Here is an 18,127-nt window from a genome sequence, read left to right as displayed (position 1 = left end):
GACGGCCGCCCGCCGGGGGACGTCACGCGGGCGGCGCGACGGTCTCCTTCGGCCGGGTGGCCGGGGAGGGTTCAGCGGCCGGAGCCGCCGGGCTCGTCGGACGTGCGGGTCACGTCCCCGGGAGCCGCCCGGATGATCCGCGGGGCGGGCCGCTCGGCGGCCGGGTCTTCGTCCGCCTTCATGGCCGCGGCCTCGCTCTTGAGGATGCGGGTGGCCTTGCCGGCGGAGCGGACGAGGTCCGGCAGCTTTCTGATGCCGATCACGACCACGACCACGATGAGCAGCAGGGCGAGTTCGCTGAGGCCGAACATCGTGCGGATTCCCTCCGATTGGACGGGGCGCGCGGCGCCCGAAGTGACGACCCTGTGAAACTACAGCACTGTAGTAGGCGTGGGCCAGGGCGCACGGCCGCCGCTGGCTACGATGAACCGCCCCGGCCACGGCGGGTGCCGCGGCCGGCTGGAGGGAGACGGGGTGAGGGACCGGGTGCACGGCAGGCGGCGCGGTCAGGGCGAGTTGGAGGCCGAGGTGCTGGCGGCGCTGCGCGCGGCGCCGGGGCCGGCAAGTGCGGCGAAGGTGCAGGAGGAGCTGGACTGCGCCCTCGCCTACACCACGGTGGTGACCATCCTGACGCGGCTGCTCGCCAAGGGCGCGGTGACACGGGAGCGGGCCGGCCGGTCGTTCGTGTGGACCCCGACCGCCGACCAGGCGGACCTGGCGGCGCTGCGCATGCGCAAGGTGCTGGACGGGGAGCGGGACCGGCAGGCCGTCCTGGCCAGCTTCGTGACCGGACTGCTGCCGCAGGACGAGCAGATGCTGCGCGAACTGCTGCAACAGGCCGGGGAATCCGAGGAGTAGGGCGGGCCATGGGGGTCTTCGTCTTCCTTCCACTGGTCCTGCCCCTGACGGCGTGGCCCGTCGCCCGGCTCGCGGCGCAGCACCTGCACCCCCGCACGGCGACCTGGCTCCTGTCGGCGGTCGCCGGGGTGCTCGCGCTGTGCAGCACGCTCTGCCTGGCCCTGCTGATGGTGGTCGGCACCGCTCAACTGCCGGGCAACCCGCTGCCGGACGGCTGGTCGGACCCGCAGGTGCGTGCGGCGGTCCCGTACGACGAGGTCGCCGGCAAGGCGGCCATACCGGGTCTCGCCGTCGTGCTCGGCGCGTGCGCGCGGGCGGTGTGGCGGCACCGCGCGGTCCACGGCCGGGCGCGGCGCGCGCTGGAGGGCCTGCCGGCCGGCCCGGTCGCGGTGCTGCCCGACGGCGCGCCCTACGCGTACGCGCTGCCGGGCCGCCGGCCCCGGATCGTGGTCAGCACGGGGATGCTGGGCCGGCTGACCCCGGGCGAGCGCCGCGCCCTGTTCGCCCACGAACGGTCCCACCTCGCCCGCCGCCACCACCGGTTCCTGCTGGCCGTGCACCTGGCGGCGCGGGCGAACCCCTTCCTGCGGCCGCTGCGTTCGGCGGTCTCGTACACGACCGAACGGTGGGCGGACGAGGAGGCCGCCCGTACCGTCGGCAGCCGTCGTACCGTCGCGCTGGCCATCGGCCGGGCCGCACTCGTCTCCGCGGGGGCTCCGGGTGCGGGCCTCGCGGGCCTCCCGGGCTTCGTGGACTCCGCCGGCTCCGAGGGGACCACCGGGCTCGCCGGGTTCGCGACGACGGGCCCGGTGCCGCGCCGTGTCGCCGCCCTGCTGGCGCCCGCCCCCGCCGGGCGCGTCTGGCCGCCGGTCTGCACGGCGGTGGGCCTGGCCGCCTGGGGCGCCGCCGCGGGCACCGCCGCCTCGGCGCTCTCCTCGGCGAACGCCGCGGTCACCCTGTTCCTCGTCCTGCACGCGGCCACCCCGCTGTAGGCCGCCGGCCGGGGGTGCTGCCGCCGGGGCGGACGGCAGCACCCGGTCGTCCCGCCGGCCCGGCCCGTCCCGGTGGAGAGGCGCCTGCGGCCTGGCCCTAGAGGTCGAACTCGTGCGGCGGCAGGCCGAGGGTGTGGCAGGCCTCGCGGACGACGGCCTGCTCGGTCTTGTCGAAGTCGCCGTCGGCGCCGCCGATGACGATGCCGATCTGGACGACGGCGCGGGCCTCGGCGGGCTTCTTGGCGGCCTTGGCGATCTCCTGCAGCACGCTGACCTTGCCGAAGTCGAAGTCCGAGGTGAGCTTGGCGAGGTTGGCGTCGAAACGGCGCTGGAGGTCCGTCGCGTCGAAGTTCTGCAGGACCTCGTTGGTGGCGATCAGCTGGGCGACCCGGCGCCGTTCGGACGGGTCGATGGTGCCGTCGGCCGCGGCGACGAGCGCGCACATCGCCATGGCGGCGTCACGGAAGGCACCGCTCTTGAGGTCGTTCTTCTTGGCCACGAGTTGCGTCTGCATCGTGGCGGCGGATTCCTTGATGCGGTCCCACAGGGGCATGAACGCTCCAGGTCTCGGCGGAGCCCGGACCGCCTCCCGGACGGGCTCCCGCGTTTACTACAGCGCTGTAGAAACGGGAGCCGGCCCAAGAAGGTTCCCCGCGGGGCGGCTTCGGCCGGGCGGCCTCAGCCGGACGTGCCGGGCGCGCCCGCCGCGGCGTCCCGCATCTCCCGGGCCGGGTTGCCGCCCCAGCGGGCCCGCTCCGGCACCTCCTCGCCCTTCATCAGGAAGGAGTCGGGCGCCAGGACCGCCCCGTCGGCCATCGTCACGCCGTAGTGGACGAGGGCGCCCACGCCGACCGTGCAGCGGCTGCCCAGCGTGGTGCGGTCCGACTTGAAGGTGCCGTCCTCCTGCGAGTGGCACTGGATCCGGGTGCCCTCGTTGAGGACGCACTCGTCGCCGATGCTGACCAGGGACCGTTCCGGCACGTAGCAGCCGTCGTCGAAGACCCGGCTGCCGATGCGGACGCCGAGCAGCCGCCAGACGACCGTCTTGAAGGGCGTGCCGTTGAACACCGCGATCGCCTCGGTCGGGTTGGTGATCTTCCAGTAGCGCTCGTGCCGCCAGAAGGGGCGTTCGTAGATCGAGCAGTACAGCGGCCGCAGGCCGTGCCGGCCCGCGGTGGCGCGTTCCGTCAGCACCATGCCGGCGACGGCGAACAGGACGGTGAGGACGTTGGCGAGCGCGATCACGGCCGGACCGAAGGTGCCGTAGAGGTCCGCGGCCGCCGACACGACGAGGGCGACCGCGAAGAAGAACAGCCACCGCGAGCCCAGGTGCAGGGCCATGGTGGCGGCGTTGTGCCGGTTCTTGGCCGCCAGGCGGCGCCGGAACGCCGCGCGGTCCCGGACGAGGTGGTCGAACCTGCTGTCGCGCAGGACGGACCGGGGGATCTCGAAGCTCGGCGAACCGAGGAGGCCGACGCCTTCCCGTACCTCCCCGTCGAGCGGCACCATCACCTTGGTCGCCAGCAGGCAGTTGTCGCCGGTCCTGGCCCCGGCGGGGAACGCGATGTAGTTGCCCAGGAAGTTGTGCGGGCCGATCGTCACCTCGGACGTGCGGAAGGACGTGCCGGTGTAGTCGGTGTTGATGACCGACAGCCCGTCGGCGATCATCGTCCCCCGGCCGACGCTGGTCAGGCGCGGGGTGTCCTGCCGCACCGTGAGGCCGAAGTTGGAGCCGGTCTGCTCGACCTCGCCCAGGTCGTACCCGAGACGGCCCAGGTAGCCGACGATCGCCGAGCTGTCGCCGAACAGGACCTTGTGGAAGCGCCGGTTGGTGAGGAAGCCGACCGCCCGGTGCACCCCGTAGCGGAAACCGTACAGGGGGTAGTCCCGGCCCGGCCGCACGACGGGACCCAGCACGCGCGGGACGGTCACCGAGAGCAGGGCGCCCACGACGACGGCGCCGAAGAAGAAGATCGCGGAGGCGGCCAGGGCGTCGGCGTAGAACGTCCAGCCGGTCAGCGCCGTGGGTCCGGGGGCCAGCAGCGCGCGGAACTGCGGGACCGCGGCCGTCAGCAGGGCCGCGCCGCCGACGGCCAGGGGCACGTACAGGACCAGGGCCGTCAGCACCTGTGTCGACGCGTACGCGGTCCTGCGCAGGGTGCCGCAGCGGGCGGGGCCGGCCGCGCGGCGGTAGTCGACGTCGGTGGGCTGGGCCGGAGAGCCGTGCCAGCGTTCGCCGGCGGGCACGGACTGGCCCGCGTGCAGCGAGGAGGAGTGCCCGAGCTGGGTGCCGTCGCCCATGGAGGTGCCGATGTCGAGCACCGTCGCCTCGCCGATCAGCACGTCCCGGCCGAGCGTGACCGGGCCGGTCCTGATCACCCCGGACTGCGCCCGGTAGCAGTTGAGGAAGGCGTCCTTGCGGATGACGGTGTCGTCGCCGACGGTGAGCAGGTCGGTGCAGACCGGCACGTGGCGGGTGAAGACCGTCACCCGCCGGCCGATCCTCGCGCCCAGCGCCCTCAGGTAGAGGGAGTAGACGGGGGAACCCGCGAACAGCGCCAGCGGATTCGCCCGGATCAGCGTCTTGGCGCACCAGAAGCGGACGTACGCCAGGCTCCACAGCCGGATCTCCCGCGGGCGCCACCGGCCGACGAGCACCCACTTGCCCAGGATCGGCAGTACGCAGACCCCGAGGAAGACCGCGGCACCGAAGAGGACCGCACGCAGGTAGGTGCCGAGCAGACCCGAGCCGTCCGCGATCCACTCGGCGCCGGCCGTCAGGACGAGGGCCGCCGCGAAGGAGTACGCGAGGAAGAACAGCAGTTGGAGCGTCGCGCACAGCGCGTAACGCGGCGTGCCCGACGGGCCACCCGGCGCGCCCGGCGTGCCCGGTCCGTACGGCGCCGTGCCCGTCGCGGGGGACGCCGCGAGAGCCGGCGCGGGTGCCGGGGGCGGGGCGTCCGCGAGGGCCGCCGCCAGGCTCCTGACGGTGGGATGGCGGTAGACGTCCTTGATCGAGACGGGCGGTACGTCCTCGCGCTTCCTGAGCCGCGCGCAGAAGCGGGCCATGACCATGGAGTCCGCGCCGAGGTCCGTGAAGAAGTTGCTGTCGAGCGGGACCCGCTCCGCCTGCACGACCGGGGCCAGGACCTCGGCGATCACCTGTTCGCGGCCGGTGGCGGCGGACGCGTCGCCATCGGGGCCGGTATCGGGGTCGGGATCGGGATCAGGGTCGGGATCGGGTGTCAGGACGTCGACCGGGATGTCCGCCATGGCGGCTCCAAGTGGGGTACGGACCACCCGTCCTCGGGCCGGCCACCGAGGCGGCACGCCTCGGCCGGCGTCCGGGCGGGCGATCCGGAAGCGGTGGGTGTGCCCTGTGTCCGGCGTTCGGGGATCTTTGTGTCGTACTCGCAGTCTCGGCCCCGGACGCCGCGAATGCCACTCGGCCGCATGGTCACCATGGGCAACTCCCTTCCGGCGGAGGGTGATACCCCCTGGTCAGCCGGTGGGAGCGCCGAACCAGCGGGCGAGGGCGGCGAGGAGATCCTGCCGGTCCGCGCCGGCCCAGGCGACGTGGCCGTCGGGGCGCAGCAGGACCGCGGGGACGTCCGGCTCCCCACCGGCGTCGACGACGTGGTCGACCCGGTCCTCCCAGCCGGCCGCGGACAGCGCGCCGCCCGTACGGTCGAGCAGCAGGCCGCGGCCGGCGTGCATCAGCGCGTACAGCCGTCCCTGCTTCAGCTCCACGTCCCGCAGCCGGCGGCCGAGCAGTTCGTGGCCCTCGCCGAGGTCGTAGCGGACCGCGATCCCGGTGATCTTCCCGATCAGGTGCCGGTTCACCTCCTCGAGACCCATCAGCTCCGCCAGCAGTCCGCGCACCGCCCGCGGCCCCGGCTCGGCGGACAGCAGGTGCATCTGCGCGCGGGTGTTCTCCAGCACGTCGGCGGCCACGGGGTGCCGTTCGGCGTGGTAGCTGTCCAGCAGCCCGTCGGGCGCCCGGCCGAGCACCGCCGCCGCGAGCTTCCAGCCGAGGTTGAACGCGTCCTGGAGGCCGAGGTTGAGCCCCTGCCCGCCGGTCGGCGGATGGACGTGCGCCGCGTCGCCGGCGAGCAGCACCCGCCCCACCCGGTACCGCTCGGCCTGCCGGGTGGCGTCACCGAAGCGGGAGAGCCATCGCGGCGAGTGCACGCCGAAGTCGGTGCCGGCGATCGCCCGCAGCCGTCCCCTGAACTCCTCCCAGGTCGGTGCCGCGCGGTCCTCGGCCACCCCCTCGGCGGGCATGATCACGCAGTACCGCCCGTCCGGTTCGGGGATGACGCCGAACCGCTCCCGCGTCCTGCGGACCTCGGCCACCACGGCGGCCACCGTCTCCGGCGGCGCGGCCACCTCCATCTCGCCGATCAGCGTCTCGACCCTGGAGGGCTCGCCGGGGAAACCGACGCCGAGCAGCTTCCGCACGGTGCTGCGCCCGCCGTCACAGCCGACGAGGTAGCGCGAGCGCAACCGCGTCCCGTCGGCCAGTTCGGCGGTGACCCCGTCGTCGTCCTGGCTCAGCCCGGACAGTGCGCGGCCGCGCCGGAGCTCGACGCCGAGTCCGGCGGCGTGCTCGGCCAGCAGGCGTTCGGTGACCGGCTGCGGGACGGCGAGGACGTACGAATGCGCGGTGTCCAGCCCCTCGGGCCAGTGCTTGCCGAGTCCGCCGAAGAACCCGCCGGACGTGACCTTCCTGCCGTGCGCGAGGAACCGCTCCAGAAGGCCCCGCTGGTCCATCACCTCGATGCTGCGGACGTGCAGGCCGCGCGACCGGGTCTGCACGCTCGGCTCCGCGTCCCGCTCCAGCACGAGCACCCGTACGCCCTGCAGCCGCAACTCGGCCGCCAGCATCAGCCCGGTCGGCCCGCCGCCGACGACGATGACGTCGATCATCAACACACCCCACCCCGTGGTTTCCGGTTCAGGGCGGTGATTCTGCGGCACAACGGGGGCCTTGCCGCAAGGCCCCCCGTGCGCTATAGCTTGAGAGTGGCAAGGAGCGGGCGCTCCTTGCCTTTCGTCTTCGGCGGGCTTTGTCGTCGTGCCCTCGAAGCGGCGCACCGCGGCCCGGGCGCCGACCGGGCCGACGGCTGGAGTCGACGCCTACTGCTGCGCGGAGTCGCGCTCCTCGGGGTCCGGCCCCTCGGTGCCGGTTTCGAAGTAGACGTCGAGGACGGCGTCGAACTCGTCGTTCCAGGCGCGCAACCGGCGTCGGCTGGGCGCGTCGACCCACGTCTCGAACCAGCGGCGCTCGGACAGGTAGACCGTGACGCCGAAGCGATGCCCCCACTTGGGGAGGTCGACCTCGACCGCGCGGACCTCCATCCAGCGGAACTCGGCCTCGGTGTCGTCCAGCCGGAAGGCGAGGCCGTGCCGGTCCGCCCGGATCGCCCCCCGGCGGTCCGCCACCTCGAACACCCGCTCCTCGCCGGAGCCTTCGGTGCCTTCGTCGTCGTCGACCTCGTCGGCCTGGTCGTCATCGGTGTCGGTGGCGGACTCCTCCGGGGTCGCGTCCTCGGCATCGGGTTCGGCCTCGGCGGGTGACGGCGCGGCACCGGTCGTCACGTCGGACGCGGCGTCGGACGCACTTCCGGTCTCGGAGGCCACGGCCTGGGTTCTGTCGTCGCCCCCCGGTTCCGGCACGAGGATGCCGGGGACGTAGGCCGGGTCGATGCCGGCGGCCTGTACGAGCGGGATGTTCGGACCTCTGCTCTGCTCCACGGCGGGCAGTATGGCTGATCCGCCTGTGCGCCCGACACTCGCCCCGGCGTTCGGGTCCGGCCGCACTGTCGCGCGGCCCAGCGACCTGTGCCGTCGAGGTCGTCCCACCCGACTCCGCCCGGGCCGACGACGATCGACGCCCGTGGCATGCTCGTCCGCATGATCGATGTGCCGAGCGACGGCTGGTCCTTCGCGACAGCGCGGGTGCCGGCCCGGTTCGGTGCCTGCGGGGTGGACGGCGCCCCCGGTGTCGAGCACGCGGTGGGCGCGCGAGGGACCCTGTGCGGGAAATCGGCGCGGTGCACCACTGGCTACCTGCACCTGTTCGATCCTGGTGCTCTGCATTCATGTCTGCGGTGTCGTGAGAAGGCGCAGGCCGCTCCCACGGAGCCATGCGCACAGGAACGCCTTCACGACAGAGTCCAGGCCGCAGCGCAGGACGGGGTCCGCGATGACCTGCTCGTTGCCCTGCGCAAAGGTGCGAGGGTCGACTTGTGGGTCAGCGGTCCATCCGAAGCCCTGGCGCGGGACTATGCGAGGCTCGACGAGTTGACCGAGGGGGCAGGGCCTGTCGCCGTCGCCGCCGCCTCGACGATCGGCCTGGCCCGCGTCGAGGACGACCTATGGCGGTTCCTCGTTGTCCTGCCGGTCGACGGCGGCCGCCCTCTGGTCTCGCGTGGACCACGCGACCTTCACGCATGAGGTCGCGGCCTCCCATGTCCTGTCTCAGTGAAGTTCGACCAGTCTCAGTGAACTTCGGCCGACGCGGCCCGTCACGCCGGGTGGAGCACCGCCATGGCGATCTCACGCACGCGGTCCTGCGTGATTCCGGAGCGCTGTTCGACGGCGAGCGGGTGGTCGGTGGGCTCCAACTCGATGAAGGGCCGCTCGCCGACCGGTCGGGTGTGAGCGTTCGTCTTGAGGTTGGTCGTGCTCTCGGGATAGAGCGCGAGCTCGGTGCTGAGCCAGTCGAAGTACGGCTTCTCGGCCTCGCGGCCTTCCGTGTTCCACACCTCAAGGGCACGGGCGAAGTTGTCCCCGCTCAGTGAGACCCAGACGCCCCAGGAGAAGACGTCCTGGCTGCCGATCACGGGTATCTCGATCAGGCCCCTGACGAAGAAGTGCCGGCCCTTGATCACGCACTGGTCGGACGACAGCATACTGTCCGGATCACTCTCGAAGCTGTGGTCCCATACGTCCGGGGCCATCGTCGAGTAGCTCATGGGGAGCTCTGCGTGGCGCTCGCCGCAGCACGAGCACGTGAAACCGGGATCGTTGGACATGCCGTGAGCCTAGCGAGCCCTGTACGGGGGTCGCCCTTGACCGTCCAGTCGCTCGCGGCGCGCTGCCGCCGTCATTGAGCGCCCGACTGGTCGGCCCCATCCGGTGAAACCTCGATGAGACGCACAGGCCGGTCGTCAGCGGCGCACGCCGCAGCCCGAAGCACGATCGCCGGTTGCCGAGAGTCATATTCGGCGCGGTGCGGCTCCGTCCTGCCAGCGGTAGAGGTCGCGCAGCAGGGAAATCTCGGCGCCGTGATGGATCAGCTCCCTGTTGACGTGCAGGACCCTGTTCTCCATGGGAAACCGCTCGGGACCCACCGTGGGCGGATTGTCCAGGTCGGCGTCCGTGAGCTCGCGGACCCCCGCGTTCCAGCTCCCGTACATCTCATCGAGCTGTTTCAGCGCCTCGTCAGCGGTCCCCGCGTAGGCGAATGTCCGGGAGTCGACGTCCTGGCCGCCGAAGTACCACCCGACCCGATAGCCCAGGCACGAGACGATGATGTGCGCCAGCCGCCAGGCAATCGTGGTCACCGGCGCCGGCACCGGGGCAGGGGACGCGGAGTCCATCGTCCATTGCCCCGAACCTTCCGGCACCGGTGCGGCCGACGTGTCACGTGGGCGGATGCTCCAGCAGCCCCGCACCGGCTCCCAGAAGTACTCCTCGTCGGTGAGACCGTCCAGCCGTGGCCGCAGGTTCTTGCGCCAGTACCAGTCCAACTGCTCGGCGAGCCGCTCACTTCTTGTCATTGCCGCACACTACAGACCCGTCGAGCAGAGTGATCGTCGCTGTCTGCGGTTATCCTCCACTGTCACAGACCCCGCAGACTGTCATCCCTGATGGGCACAGAAGCCAATCGATCAATGTCCTGTCTCAACGAAGTTAGTCGTCTGCATGGTGCTGACCTGCGCGGACTGGATTGGGTGAGACGCGCGGACTCGGTTCGTTGAGACAGAATGCATCTGTCCGTCTCATGTGATCTCAGTTGATCGGGTTCGCCTGAGACGACGTTGATGGAGTGTCGCCGTGCCGTATCCGCCGACGGTGCTGGTCAATTCCCATGTCAGCAGCTTGCTTCGGCTGGCAGGATCGGCGCCATGTCGATGGATGCGTTAGTGGTCCGGGCCCGTGAACTCTGGGAAGATCTGGCCCAGGTGCCGGTGTCGTTCGCCCCGACGGGCTGTGTGAACGTCGTGGTCTCCCCCCGGTCCGGGCTGTGCCCGGAGGGCTGGGTCGGGGTGGTAGCTCTGGGCGGATCAGCGATCGTGACCGCACCGAGCGACAATGCCGCCGTGATCGTTCGTGACGCACTCGGCAAACTGCCGCTGGAGGCAGTCGTGGACATCGCCGCGGTCCGGGAGGTCCTTCCGGTGGCTCGGGTGCTCGGGCCGGCGGCGCTGTCCTATGCGTCCCCGGCCAGTTTCCGGCTGGCGGAAGCTGGTGCGTTGACGGTGGAGCAACTGCCAGCCGTTCACCCGGATTTGCGGATCCTGGAGCAGGTGGCTGGCCATGAGGACGCCGATGAGGCCGCTCTGGACGAGATCACGTCGCCCACGTTCGTGGTTCGCGAGCACAACCAGGTGGTTGCTGCTTCGGGATATCTGACCTGGCCGAGGCGAACGGCCCAAATCAGCGTACTGACGGCGCCAGAAGCGCGAGGGCGAGGACTAGCACGAGTGACGGGCTCAGCTGCGGTCGCTCATGCCCTTGCCGCCGGTCTGCTGCCGCAGTGGCGCGCACGCCCTCCCGCCTCCCGGCGTGTTGCGGCCGCATTGGGCTTCGAGGAACTGGGATCGCAACTCAGCATCAAGATCGCTTAAGAGGGGCGGCGCGGTGGGGCTCGGCGACCAGCGGAACGTACGTACCGGAGCGACATCCTCGAACCGGCCCGTCACACAGTCCCGCAGCGGACGCCGACGGCGTCCGTGCACCGCGCCCACGTACGACAATTCGACGCCCGGCCCCTCTTCCGCCTGCTTCACCCCAGCGAGTACAGCCATCCAGCACCCCCAGCGCACTCAACCGCGCGACTAGGTTCGCTGAGACAGAAGCCCGGACGACTCGGTCCGTTGAGAAACGACTCGATTGAGTGAGACGGGACAATCAGCACCCACTGACGCAGGTCAACAGTTCCTGTCCCGTCTCAGTGAGGTTCGAGTGGTCTCACAGAAGTGTGACCGGCGCCCTGCCCCTCGCGGCTGTTGAGGCTGCGAGGGGCAGGGCGACCGGCGCGGCCTCACTCGAACCGCGAGGTGTCTCCCGCGCCCCGCCGTACGATCTCTGCCACGCCGCCGGAGAAGTCGACCACCGTCGTCGGCTCGGTGCCGCAGTCCCCGGAGTCGACCACGGCGTCCACCGCGTGGTCGAGCCGGTCCTTGATCTCCCAGCCCTGGGTCATCGGCTCCTCCTCGTCCGGCAGCAGCAGTGTGCTGGACAGCAGCGGCTCGCCCAATTCGGCCAGCAGCGCCTGGGTGACCACATGGTCCGGGATGCGCACACCCACGGTCTTCTTCTTCGGGTGCAGGAGCTTGCGCGGCACCTCGCGGGTGGCCGGGAGGATGAAGGTGTAGCTGCCGGGCGTGGACGCCTTCACGGCCCGGAACACGTCATTGTCCACCTGCACGAACTGGCCCAGTTGCGCGAAGTCCCGGCACACCAGGGTGAAGTGGTGCCGGTCGTCGAGGTGGCGGATCGAACGGATCCGGTCCATGCCGTCCCTGCTGCCCAGCCGGCAGCCCAGCGCGTAACAGGAGTCGGTGGGGTATGCGATGAGTGCTCCAGACCGCACGGCGTCGGCGACCTGGGCGATGCTGCGGGGCTGGGGGTTCTCGGGGTGCACGTCGAAGTACTTCGCCATCTGCCGAGCTTATGCCGTACCCGGGTGCCGCACTCGCGGGGCCGCGCCCCGTCGTCGCAACTACCGACAGCCCAGTCGTCGATCTTCGGTGGGACCGGTGCATCTTCGCTGGGACAGGACAGTTCCGCAGGCGGGAGGGCCTTGCTCTGCGACTGTTGCCGATATATCGTTGAAGCATCGCGACCGTACGACGATGGAAGGAGCGTCACCATGCGTTCCCATGGACATGGACACTTCGGGCCCGGCCATCACGGCCGCGGCGAGCACGAGCAGGAAGGACGGCGCGCGGCGTTCGGGCCGTTCGGACCGCCGTTCGGCGGGGGGCCCTGGGGGCCCGGGCCGTGGCACGGCGGGCGGGGCGGCAGGGGAGGCCCGCGGGGCCGGGCGAGGCGCGGCGACGTGCGTGCCTCGATCCTGGCGCTGCTCGCGGACCGGCCCATGCACGGCTACGAGATGATCCAGGAGATCGCCGAGCGCAGCGGCGGCGCGTGGAAGCCGAGCCCCGGCTCGGTCTACCCGACGCTGCAACTGCTCGAGGACGAGGGCCTGATCAGCAGCGCGTCGGAGGGCGGCAAGAAGCTCTTCACGCTCACCGAGGCCGGACGTACCGAGGCCGAGGCGGGGCCCGACGCCCCCTGGGAGGAGGCCGGGCGCGGCATCGACTGGGAGGCCATGAACGAGATCCGCAAGGCGGGCGCCGGCCTGGTCGACGCCTTCCGGCAGGTCTGGGCGACCGGTACGCCCGAGCAGCGCGACAAGGCGCTCGGCGTGGTCAACGAGGCCCGCAAGAAGCTCTACCTGATCCTCGCCGACGAGGACTGACAGCCCTCTGTACGCCGGTGGCCCGGGACGCGCACGCGTCCCGGGCCACCGGCGTCGTTGTGTCCGTGTGCGTGAACCCATGCGGCGTCGGCGTGGCATGTGTGGTCCGCCGCCCCCGGCCGGCGGCCGCAGCAGGTGCGGCGGGCCGGACCCTCCGCCGGGCCGCGGTTCAAGGGCGGATGACGACTCGTTCCAGCAGGTCCCGAAGCAGCAGCTGCTCCTGGGGGTCGAGGCCGGCCAGCGGTGAGTCCTGTGCGAGCACCTCGAGGACCTGGTCGCGAAGGGAGCTCCCCTCGCCGGTGAGGACGAGTTGCTTGGCGCGGCGATCGGTGGGGTGGGCGCGTCGTTCCACCAGTCCTTGCTTCTCGAGCCTGTCGATCACGAAGGTGGTGTTGGAGGGCTCGCAGTTCATGCGCTCGGCGAGCTCCCGCATGGTCATCGGGCCGGTCATCTCCCGCAGCGCGGTCACCTGCGGCACCGTGAGGCCCAGGGTGACGGCGCGCTTGCGCACGTGATCGTCGATCTGCTGGGACAGCCCCTTCACCAGCCCGCACACCCTTCGCTCGGCAACGGTCTGCTCCAGGGGTTTCGTCATGCACCGATCGTACCAAAGGGACCCATCAAGCAAACATATTTCAAGCTTGCATTATTTGAGCTTGATTCTTATGGTGGCGTGGTCGCCTCCGGGCGGCGCAACGACGTTCCGACATCGAAGAAGGGGAGACCATGACGTCTTCAACGGCTGACCTGGGCGAACGACTGACGAGGCCCTCGGGGATCCGCTCGGTACGGCTCGGCGACACGAAGGTCACCTACGTGCCGGACGGGGCGTGCACGCTCAGGCCGCACGTCCTGCTTCCCGAGAGCACCGCCGAGGTGTGGGCCACCCGGCCCGAGTACCTGGACAGCGCCGGCAACCTGGTGTCGAACATCGGCGGTCTGCTGGTGGAGAACGGTGGCCGCGCACTGATGATCGACGTGGGGATCGGCCCGCACGACTCGCGCGCCCCCGAAGGCCCGGTCGCCGAGATGACCGGAGGCACGCTCCTGGACCACCTTGCCGAACTCGGCCGAAGGCCCGAGGAGATCGAGACGGTGGCCTTCACCCACCTGCACCTGGACCACATCGGCTGGGCCTGGCACCCCGCCCCGGGCGGTGACCGGCCCGCGTTCGCCCACGCCGAGTACCTGATGTCCGAACCGGAATGGGCCCAGCACGCCGCGCTGGAGACCCGGGCCATGAGCGAGGAGATCGCCGGACTGGCCCCGCGCGTGCGCACCGTGCCCGACAGGCAGGAGATCTTCCCGGGAGTGGAGATGCGGATCGGCGTCGGCCACACACCCGGACACGCGGAGTACGTCATCACATCGGGCGGTCAGCGGCTGATCGCCTTCGGCGACGCCATGATCTCGCCGATCCAGGTCGAACACCCCGAGTGGTCCCTGGCCTTCGACGGCGACCCCGCCCCGGCGGCCGACTACCGCCGCCGACTCATCACCGCTCTGGAAGAACCCGACACGATCGGCTTCGGCTTCCACTTCGCAGACGTGGTGTTCGGGCGTGTCCTGCGGGACGGCGACGGCCCCGTCTGGCGTCCCCTGGACTCCTGAACCGGACCTCTCGGCACCGGCGACGTGGAGCCCCACGTCCTCACGTGACCGACGTCACCCGCGCGGCAGCCTGCTGCGCCGACCCGCCCTGCTCGTACGGCCGGACACGGCCCGGGGCGAATGACCGCAAGACGACGAGCCGCGGTGCCGGGCGCGAGGCCCGGGCGTTGTGATCGCGGCCAGAGGAAGAGAGCCAGAGGAAGAGGAGATTGCGATGAAGCACGTCAGGCTGGGGGGCTTGGACGTCTCCCGTATCGGTCTGGGCCTGGTGTCGATGTCCTACGCCTACACCGGCGCCAACACGGATGACGCGGAGTCGATCCGTGCCATCCACCGGGCCCTTGAACTGGGTGTCACGTTCTTCGACACCGCGGAGGTCTACGGCCCGTACATCAACGAGGAACTCCTCGGCAGGGCGCTGAGGGGGCGTCGCGACCAGGCCGTGGTGGCGACGAAGTTCGGCATGATCTCCCACACCGGCCGGCCGTCCGGGCAGCTCGACAGCAGTCCGGCGAGCATCCGCACCGCGGTGGAGGGCTCGCTCAAGCGGTTGGGCACCGACCACATCGACCTGTACTACCAGCATCGCGTCGATCCGGACACGCCCATCGAGGACACCGTCGGGACGCTCGCCGAGCTGGTCACCGAAGGCAAGATCGGCCACATCGGTCTGTCGGAGGCCGGACTCGAGACGATCCGCCGTGCCCACGCCGTGCATCCGATCGCCGCCGTCCAGTCGGAGTACTCCCTGTGGGCGCGGGAACACCCGGAGACGCGGGTGCTGCCGCTGCTGAGGGAACTGAACATCGGTTTCGTGCCCTACTCACCTCTGGGACGCGGCTTCCTCACCGGGCAGATCCGCTCCACGAACGGTTTCGACGACACCGACCTGCGCAAGAACAACCCGCGTTTCACCGGCCGGAACTTCGAGCACAACCTCCGCATCGCGGACGAGATCCAGGTCGTCGCCGCGGAGGCGGGAGCCACCCCGGCGCAGATCGCCCTCGCCTGGTTGCTGACCCGGGGCGACGACATCGTCCCCATCCCCGGCACCAAGCGCGTGGCTCGTGTCGAGGAGAACACCGCCGCCGATTCCGTCGAACTGACCACGGAACAGATCGAGAAGCTCGACAACCTTCCCCCGGCCGTCGGCGACACCCACGACGAAGCCCAGATGCGCATGATGGAGAGGTGACCCCGATCCGGTCGTGACCACGCGCGCCTCCGGCACGGCAGGCGTCATGACGTCTACGGGCAGGCCTCGCCGAACTTCACGGCCTTGAAGGCGATCGGCTGCCCCGTGAGCCCGGCGCCCGCGGCCGGCGACTGCGAGCACACCTTCCAGTTGCTCTCCATGAGGATGAAGCGGTCCTGCCCGGAGGCGTCCTCCGCCGTGATGCTGGTCGCGGCGGTGAGGGTCGTGCGGGCCACCTTCACGGAGGTGCCCGTGAGGTCGGGCATCGTCGCGCCCGCCGCGGCCGGCGGGGAGGCGTCCCGGGCGGGGCAGGACTCCGTGAGCTTCACGGTGCCGAAGTCGACGGTCACGGTGGTGGACCGGCTGCCCGGGACGGGGCGCTGGAAGCAGACCTTCCAGTCGCGGTCCCAGATCTGGTCGCGGCCCCGGCCCAGCGCGTCGTGCGAGTCCAGGCGGTAGAAGCCCAACGTCTGGGCCTTGTCCTGGGCGGCCTGCAGACCCATGCCGGCGAACGAGGGCAGGTCGGCCGGCCCGGCCGTGGCGGGAGCGCTCGCGGCCGGCCGGCCGTCGCCCGTGGTGCCGCCGCCGTCGGCGGGATCGCAGGCCGTCGTCGCGCCGGCGAGGGCGGCGAGTGCGAAGGCGGCGGCGAAGCGTACGGCGGCGGTGCGGGCGATCTGCATGGGCGGGGCTCCCCTGTCGGTCCGTCGGCACGGCACGGCCGGCGCAAGCGGTACCGTACCCGGGCACATCGGATTAATGCCCCATCGTCCACGTGTGGGTGACGAGCGATCAGTGATGGTGACGTGGGGCCGCCCCGCGGACCGTCCGGGCTCCGGTCCCCGGTTACTCGACGAGGCCGGCGAGCTTGCGCAGCGACTCGTGGAGCGCCGCGGTGGCGGTGTCCTTGAGCTTGCCCGCCATGAGGGCGACGGCCGCGCCGTTGAAGGAGCCGTCGATGCGGACGTCGGTCTGCTCACCGTCCGGGGTCAGGCTGTAGCGGGTCAGCAGGTCGACGGCCATCGGGCCCTTGCCCGCGATCGCGAATCCGCGGCCGGGGTCCACCGAGGTGACCTCCCAGTTCACCTCGGCGGGGAAGCCCATCAGCTTCATGTTCTCCCGGTAGGTCGCGCCCGTCTCCAGCGGCTGGGGACCGCCGTCGGGGAAGCCGGTGTGCGTGGTGCTCCACTGCGTGTGCGAACTGAAGTCGGTGAGGGTGCGCCAGACCTTCTCGGCCGGTGCCGCGATGCGGGCCTGGGCGGAGACCTCGGCCATACGACCACACTCCCTTGCGTCGGCGAGTGAGCGGAACGTAACGGCCACGGCCGGAAGTTTCAATACTGACGACCTGTCAGGTAGCTAGGGCATCGGGCCGTCGTAGGCGGACCGGGCCTGTTCCACCTGGTCCATGTGGGCGTCCGACCAGTGCGCGAGCGTCGCGAACAGGGGCGCCAGACTGCGCCCCAGCTCGCTGATCTCGTACTCGACCCGCGGCGGGACCTCCGGATGGTACGTGCGGACCACCAGTCCGTCGCGCTCCAACTGGCGCAGGCGCTGCGTCAGCACCTTCGGGGTGATCCCGCCGATGCGGCGCTGCAGTTCGACGAAGCGCTGCCGGCCGTGGGCGTGCAGGCTCCAGAGCACCGGTGTCGTCCAGCGGCTGAAGACCAGGTCGACGACCGGGCCGATGGGGCAGGCGAGTGCCGGGTCGGCGCCCAGGGACGGGCCGGCCCCGGGGGCCGCCGCGCGGACGGTGTCGCGGTGCGCGGTCTCGAGGTCCATGGCGGCTCCGTAGGTACTGCGGGGATAGTCACTATCCTGTAGGTACCTACTGTATCGGCGCTGTTAGCTTCGCCGGGTCGATGCCCAACGGACCTGAACGGAGCCGGAGATGATCGCAGTGACAGGGGCCACCGGAAACATCGGGCGCCCGCTCGTACGGGCACTCGCGGCGGCGGGTGAACCCGTGACGGCCCTCTCGCGACGGACCCCCGCCGACGGCCGGCTGCCCGCCGGTGTGCGTCACGTACCGGTCGACCTCGTGTCGCCGGAAGAGGTGCGGCGCGCCCTCGTCGGCGCGAAGTCGTTGTTCCTGCTGGTGGCGGGGGAACTGCTGGGGCCCCGGGCGCGTCCGGACGATCTTGTGGCGGCCGCCCGGGACAGCGGGGTGCGGCGCATCGTGCTGCTCTCCTCCCAGGCCGCCGGCACGCGGCCGGACGCGGTCTCGCACGAACCGCTGCGGGCCTTCGAGGCCGCGGTCCGGGGCTCCGGCGCGGACTGGACGGTCCTTCGCTCCGCCGGTCTCGCCTCCAACGCCCTGGCCTGGGCGGACTCCGTGCGCACTGCCCGTACGGTGGCCGCGCCCTTCGCGGACGTGGCGCTGCCGGTCGTCGATCCGGCGGACGTCGCCGAAGTCGCGGCGGTCGTCCTCCGTGAAGGCACCCACGCCGGCCGGACCTATGAGCTGACCGGCCCCGAAGCGGTCTCCCCACGCCGGCAGGCCGAGGTCCTCGGCGGGGAACTGGGCACCCCGCTGCGCCTCGTCGAGCTCAGCCGTGCGGAGGCGCGCGCCGGGATGCTGCGCTTCATGCCGGAGCCCGTGGTGGAGGGGACCCTGGACATCCTGGGTGAGCCGCTGCCCGCCGAGCGGCGGGTCGGCCCGGACGCCGAGACGCTGCTCGGGCGCCCGGCGCGGCCCTTCGCCGCCTGGGCCGCCCGCCACGCGGCGGCCTTCCGCTGACGCGGAGGTGCCGCCCC

The 18,127-nt window shown here is 71.4% G+C and carries 20 protein-coding genes; 8 read left to right on the top strand and 12 right to left on the bottom strand.

Features of this window, described 5'->3' with window-relative positions; all coding sequences use genetic code 11:
• Window positions 1–71: 71 nt before the first annotated feature.
• Entirely contained in the window at window positions 72–311 is a 240-nt protein-coding gene (locus ABZ479_RS33510) for a twin-arginine translocase TatA/TatE family subunit (protein WP_500465071.1), read from the bottom strand.
• Between the two features lie 163 nt (window positions 312–474).
• On the opposite strand from ABZ479_RS33510, the gene ABZ479_RS33505 reads away from it, so the two are divergent.
• Both ABZ479_RS33505 and ABZ479_RS33500 read left to right on the top strand, forming a co-directional pair.
• The gene (locus ABZ479_RS33505; protein WP_500465070.1) at window positions 475–858 is read left to right on the top strand and encodes a BlaI/MecI/CopY family transcriptional regulator; all 384 of its coding nucleotides are present in this window, start codon (window positions 475–477) and stop codon (window positions 856–858) included.
• A gap of 8 nt (window positions 859–866) precedes the next feature.
• Window positions 867–1,850, top strand: coding sequence for a M56 family metallopeptidase (locus ABZ479_RS33500; RefSeq protein WP_500465069.1), 984 nt, complete (start codon window positions 867–869; stop codon window positions 1,848–1,850).
• A gap of 97 nt (window positions 1,851–1,947) precedes the next feature.
• Here the strand turns inward: ABZ479_RS33500 and ABZ479_RS33495 are convergent, their stop codons facing one another.
• The 4 genes from ABZ479_RS33495 to ABZ479_RS33480 all read right to left on the bottom strand — a co-directional run bounded on the left by ABZ479_RS33495 (window position 1,948) and on the right by ABZ479_RS33480 (window position 7,607).
• Window positions 1,948–2,403 (bottom strand): tellurite resistance TerB family protein, encoded by a 456-nt coding sequence (locus ABZ479_RS33495; protein WP_499600898.1) that lies wholly within the window; start codon window positions 2,401–2,403, stop codon window positions 1,948–1,950.
• 125 nt (window positions 2,404–2,528) lie between these two features.
• The gene (locus tag ABZ479_RS33490) at window positions 2,529–5,123 is read right to left on the bottom strand and encodes a Pls/PosA family non-ribosomal peptide synthetase (RefSeq protein ID WP_500465068.1); all 2,595 of its coding nucleotides are present in this window, start codon (window positions 5,121–5,123) and stop codon (window positions 2,529–2,531) included.
• 228 nt (window positions 5,124–5,351) lie between these two features.
• Window positions 5,352–6,779, bottom strand: a complete 1,428-nt coding sequence (gene rox, locus ABZ479_RS33485; protein WP_500465066.1) for a rifampin monooxygenase — start codon at window positions 6,777–6,779, stop codon at window positions 5,352–5,354.
• A gap of 210 nt (window positions 6,780–6,989) precedes the next feature.
• The gene (locus tag ABZ479_RS33480; protein WP_500465065.1) at window positions 6,990–7,607 is read right to left on the bottom strand and encodes a hypothetical protein; all 618 of its coding nucleotides are present in this window, start codon (window positions 7,605–7,607) and stop codon (window positions 6,990–6,992) included.
• 159 nt (window positions 7,608–7,766) lie between these two features.
• Between ABZ479_RS33480 and ABZ479_RS33475 the strand changes: the two genes are divergently transcribed.
• Entirely contained in the window at window positions 7,767–8,309 is a 543-nt protein-coding gene (locus ABZ479_RS33475) for a hypothetical protein (RefSeq protein ID WP_500465064.1), read from the top strand.
• 71 nt (window positions 8,310–8,380) lie between these two features.
• Here the strand turns inward: ABZ479_RS33475 and ABZ479_RS33470 are convergent, their stop codons facing one another.
• Window positions 8,381–8,830 carry a DUF2199 domain-containing protein gene (locus ABZ479_RS33470; protein ID WP_500465095.1) on the bottom strand — a complete coding sequence of 150 codons (450 nt, stop codon included), beginning with the start codon at window positions 8,828–8,830 and terminating at the stop codon, window positions 8,381–8,383.
• A 243-nt stretch (window positions 8,831–9,073) separates the two neighbouring features.
• Entirely contained in the window at window positions 9,074–9,637 is a 564-nt protein-coding gene (locus ABZ479_RS33465; protein ID WP_500465063.1) for a DinB family protein, read from the bottom strand.
• Between the two features lie 348 nt (window positions 9,638–9,985).
• Between ABZ479_RS33465 and ABZ479_RS33460 the strand changes: the two genes are divergently transcribed.
• Window positions 9,986–10,708 (top strand): GNAT family N-acetyltransferase, encoded by a 723-nt coding sequence (locus ABZ479_RS33460; protein ID WP_500465062.1) that lies wholly within the window; start codon window positions 9,986–9,988, stop codon window positions 10,706–10,708.
• Window positions 10,709–11,124: 416 nt separating this feature from the next.
• On the opposite strand, the gene ABZ479_RS33455 is transcribed toward ABZ479_RS33460, so the two are convergent.
• Window positions 11,125–11,745, bottom strand: a complete 621-nt coding sequence (locus tag ABZ479_RS33455; protein ID WP_499600892.1) for an L-threonylcarbamoyladenylate synthase — start codon at window positions 11,743–11,745, stop codon at window positions 11,125–11,127.
• A 210-nt stretch (window positions 11,746–11,955) separates the two neighbouring features.
• Here ABZ479_RS33455 and ABZ479_RS33450 point away from each other — a divergent pair, with 210 nt between their 5' ends.
• Window positions 11,956–12,567 carry a PadR family transcriptional regulator gene (locus ABZ479_RS33450; RefSeq protein WP_500465061.1) on the top strand — a complete coding sequence of 204 codons (612 nt, stop codon included), beginning with the start codon at window positions 11,956–11,958 and terminating at the stop codon, window positions 12,565–12,567.
• A 169-nt stretch (window positions 12,568–12,736) separates the two neighbouring features.
• Here the strand turns inward: ABZ479_RS33450 and ABZ479_RS33445 are convergent, their stop codons facing one another.
• Window positions 12,737–13,162 carry a MarR family winged helix-turn-helix transcriptional regulator gene (locus ABZ479_RS33445; RefSeq protein ID WP_500465060.1) on the bottom strand — a complete coding sequence of 142 codons (426 nt, stop codon included), beginning with the start codon at window positions 13,160–13,162 and terminating at the stop codon, window positions 12,737–12,739.
• Between the two features lie 131 nt (window positions 13,163–13,293).
• Between ABZ479_RS33445 and ABZ479_RS33440 the strand changes: the two genes are divergently transcribed.
• Together ABZ479_RS33440 and ABZ479_RS33435 are read left to right on the top strand one after the other, a co-directional pair.
• Window positions 13,294–14,178 carry an MBL fold metallo-hydrolase gene (locus tag ABZ479_RS33440; protein WP_500465059.1) on the top strand — a complete coding sequence of 295 codons (885 nt, stop codon included), beginning with the start codon at window positions 13,294–13,296 and terminating at the stop codon, window positions 14,176–14,178.
• 214 nt (window positions 14,179–14,392) lie between these two features.
• Entirely contained in the window at window positions 14,393–15,373 is a 981-nt protein-coding gene (locus ABZ479_RS33435) for an aldo/keto reductase (RefSeq protein ID WP_500465058.1), read from the top strand.
• Between the two features lie 53 nt (window positions 15,374–15,426).
• Here the strand turns inward: ABZ479_RS33435 and ABZ479_RS33430 are convergent, their stop codons facing one another.
• The 3 genes from ABZ479_RS33430 to ABZ479_RS33420 all read right to left on the bottom strand — a co-directional run bounded on the left by ABZ479_RS33430 (window position 15,427) and on the right by ABZ479_RS33420 (window position 17,152).
• A complete protein-coding gene (locus tag ABZ479_RS33430; protein ID WP_500465057.1) occupies window positions 15,427–16,053 on the bottom strand; it encodes a hypothetical protein in 627 nt (208 codons plus the stop codon).
• A 163-nt stretch (window positions 16,054–16,216) separates the two neighbouring features.
• A complete protein-coding gene (locus ABZ479_RS33425) occupies window positions 16,217–16,645 on the bottom strand; it encodes a type II toxin-antitoxin system Rv0910 family toxin (protein WP_500465056.1) in 429 nt (142 codons plus the stop codon).
• 84 nt (window positions 16,646–16,729) lie between these two features.
• On the bottom strand, window positions 16,730–17,152 hold the full coding sequence (locus ABZ479_RS33420; protein WP_500465054.1) for a winged helix-turn-helix transcriptional regulator: 423 nt from the start codon (window positions 17,150–17,152) through the stop codon (window positions 16,730–16,732).
• 109 nt (window positions 17,153–17,261) lie between these two features.
• Here ABZ479_RS33420 and ABZ479_RS33415 point away from each other — a divergent pair, with 109 nt between their 5' ends.
• Window positions 17,262–18,110, top strand: a complete 849-nt coding sequence (locus ABZ479_RS33415) for an NAD(P)H-binding protein (protein WP_500465053.1) — start codon at window positions 17,262–17,264, stop codon at window positions 18,108–18,110.
• Window positions 18,111–18,127 lie beyond the last annotated feature (17 nt).

Origin of the sequence: Streptomyces sp. NPDC005722 (genome assembly GCF_040630935.1) — a bacterium.
Classification (GTDB): domain Bacteria; phylum Actinomycetota; class Actinomycetes; order Streptomycetales; family Streptomycetaceae; genus Actinacidiphila.
The sequence above is the reverse complement of the archived record's forward strand: the minus strand, read 5'-3'. Positions and strand labels throughout refer to the sequence as shown.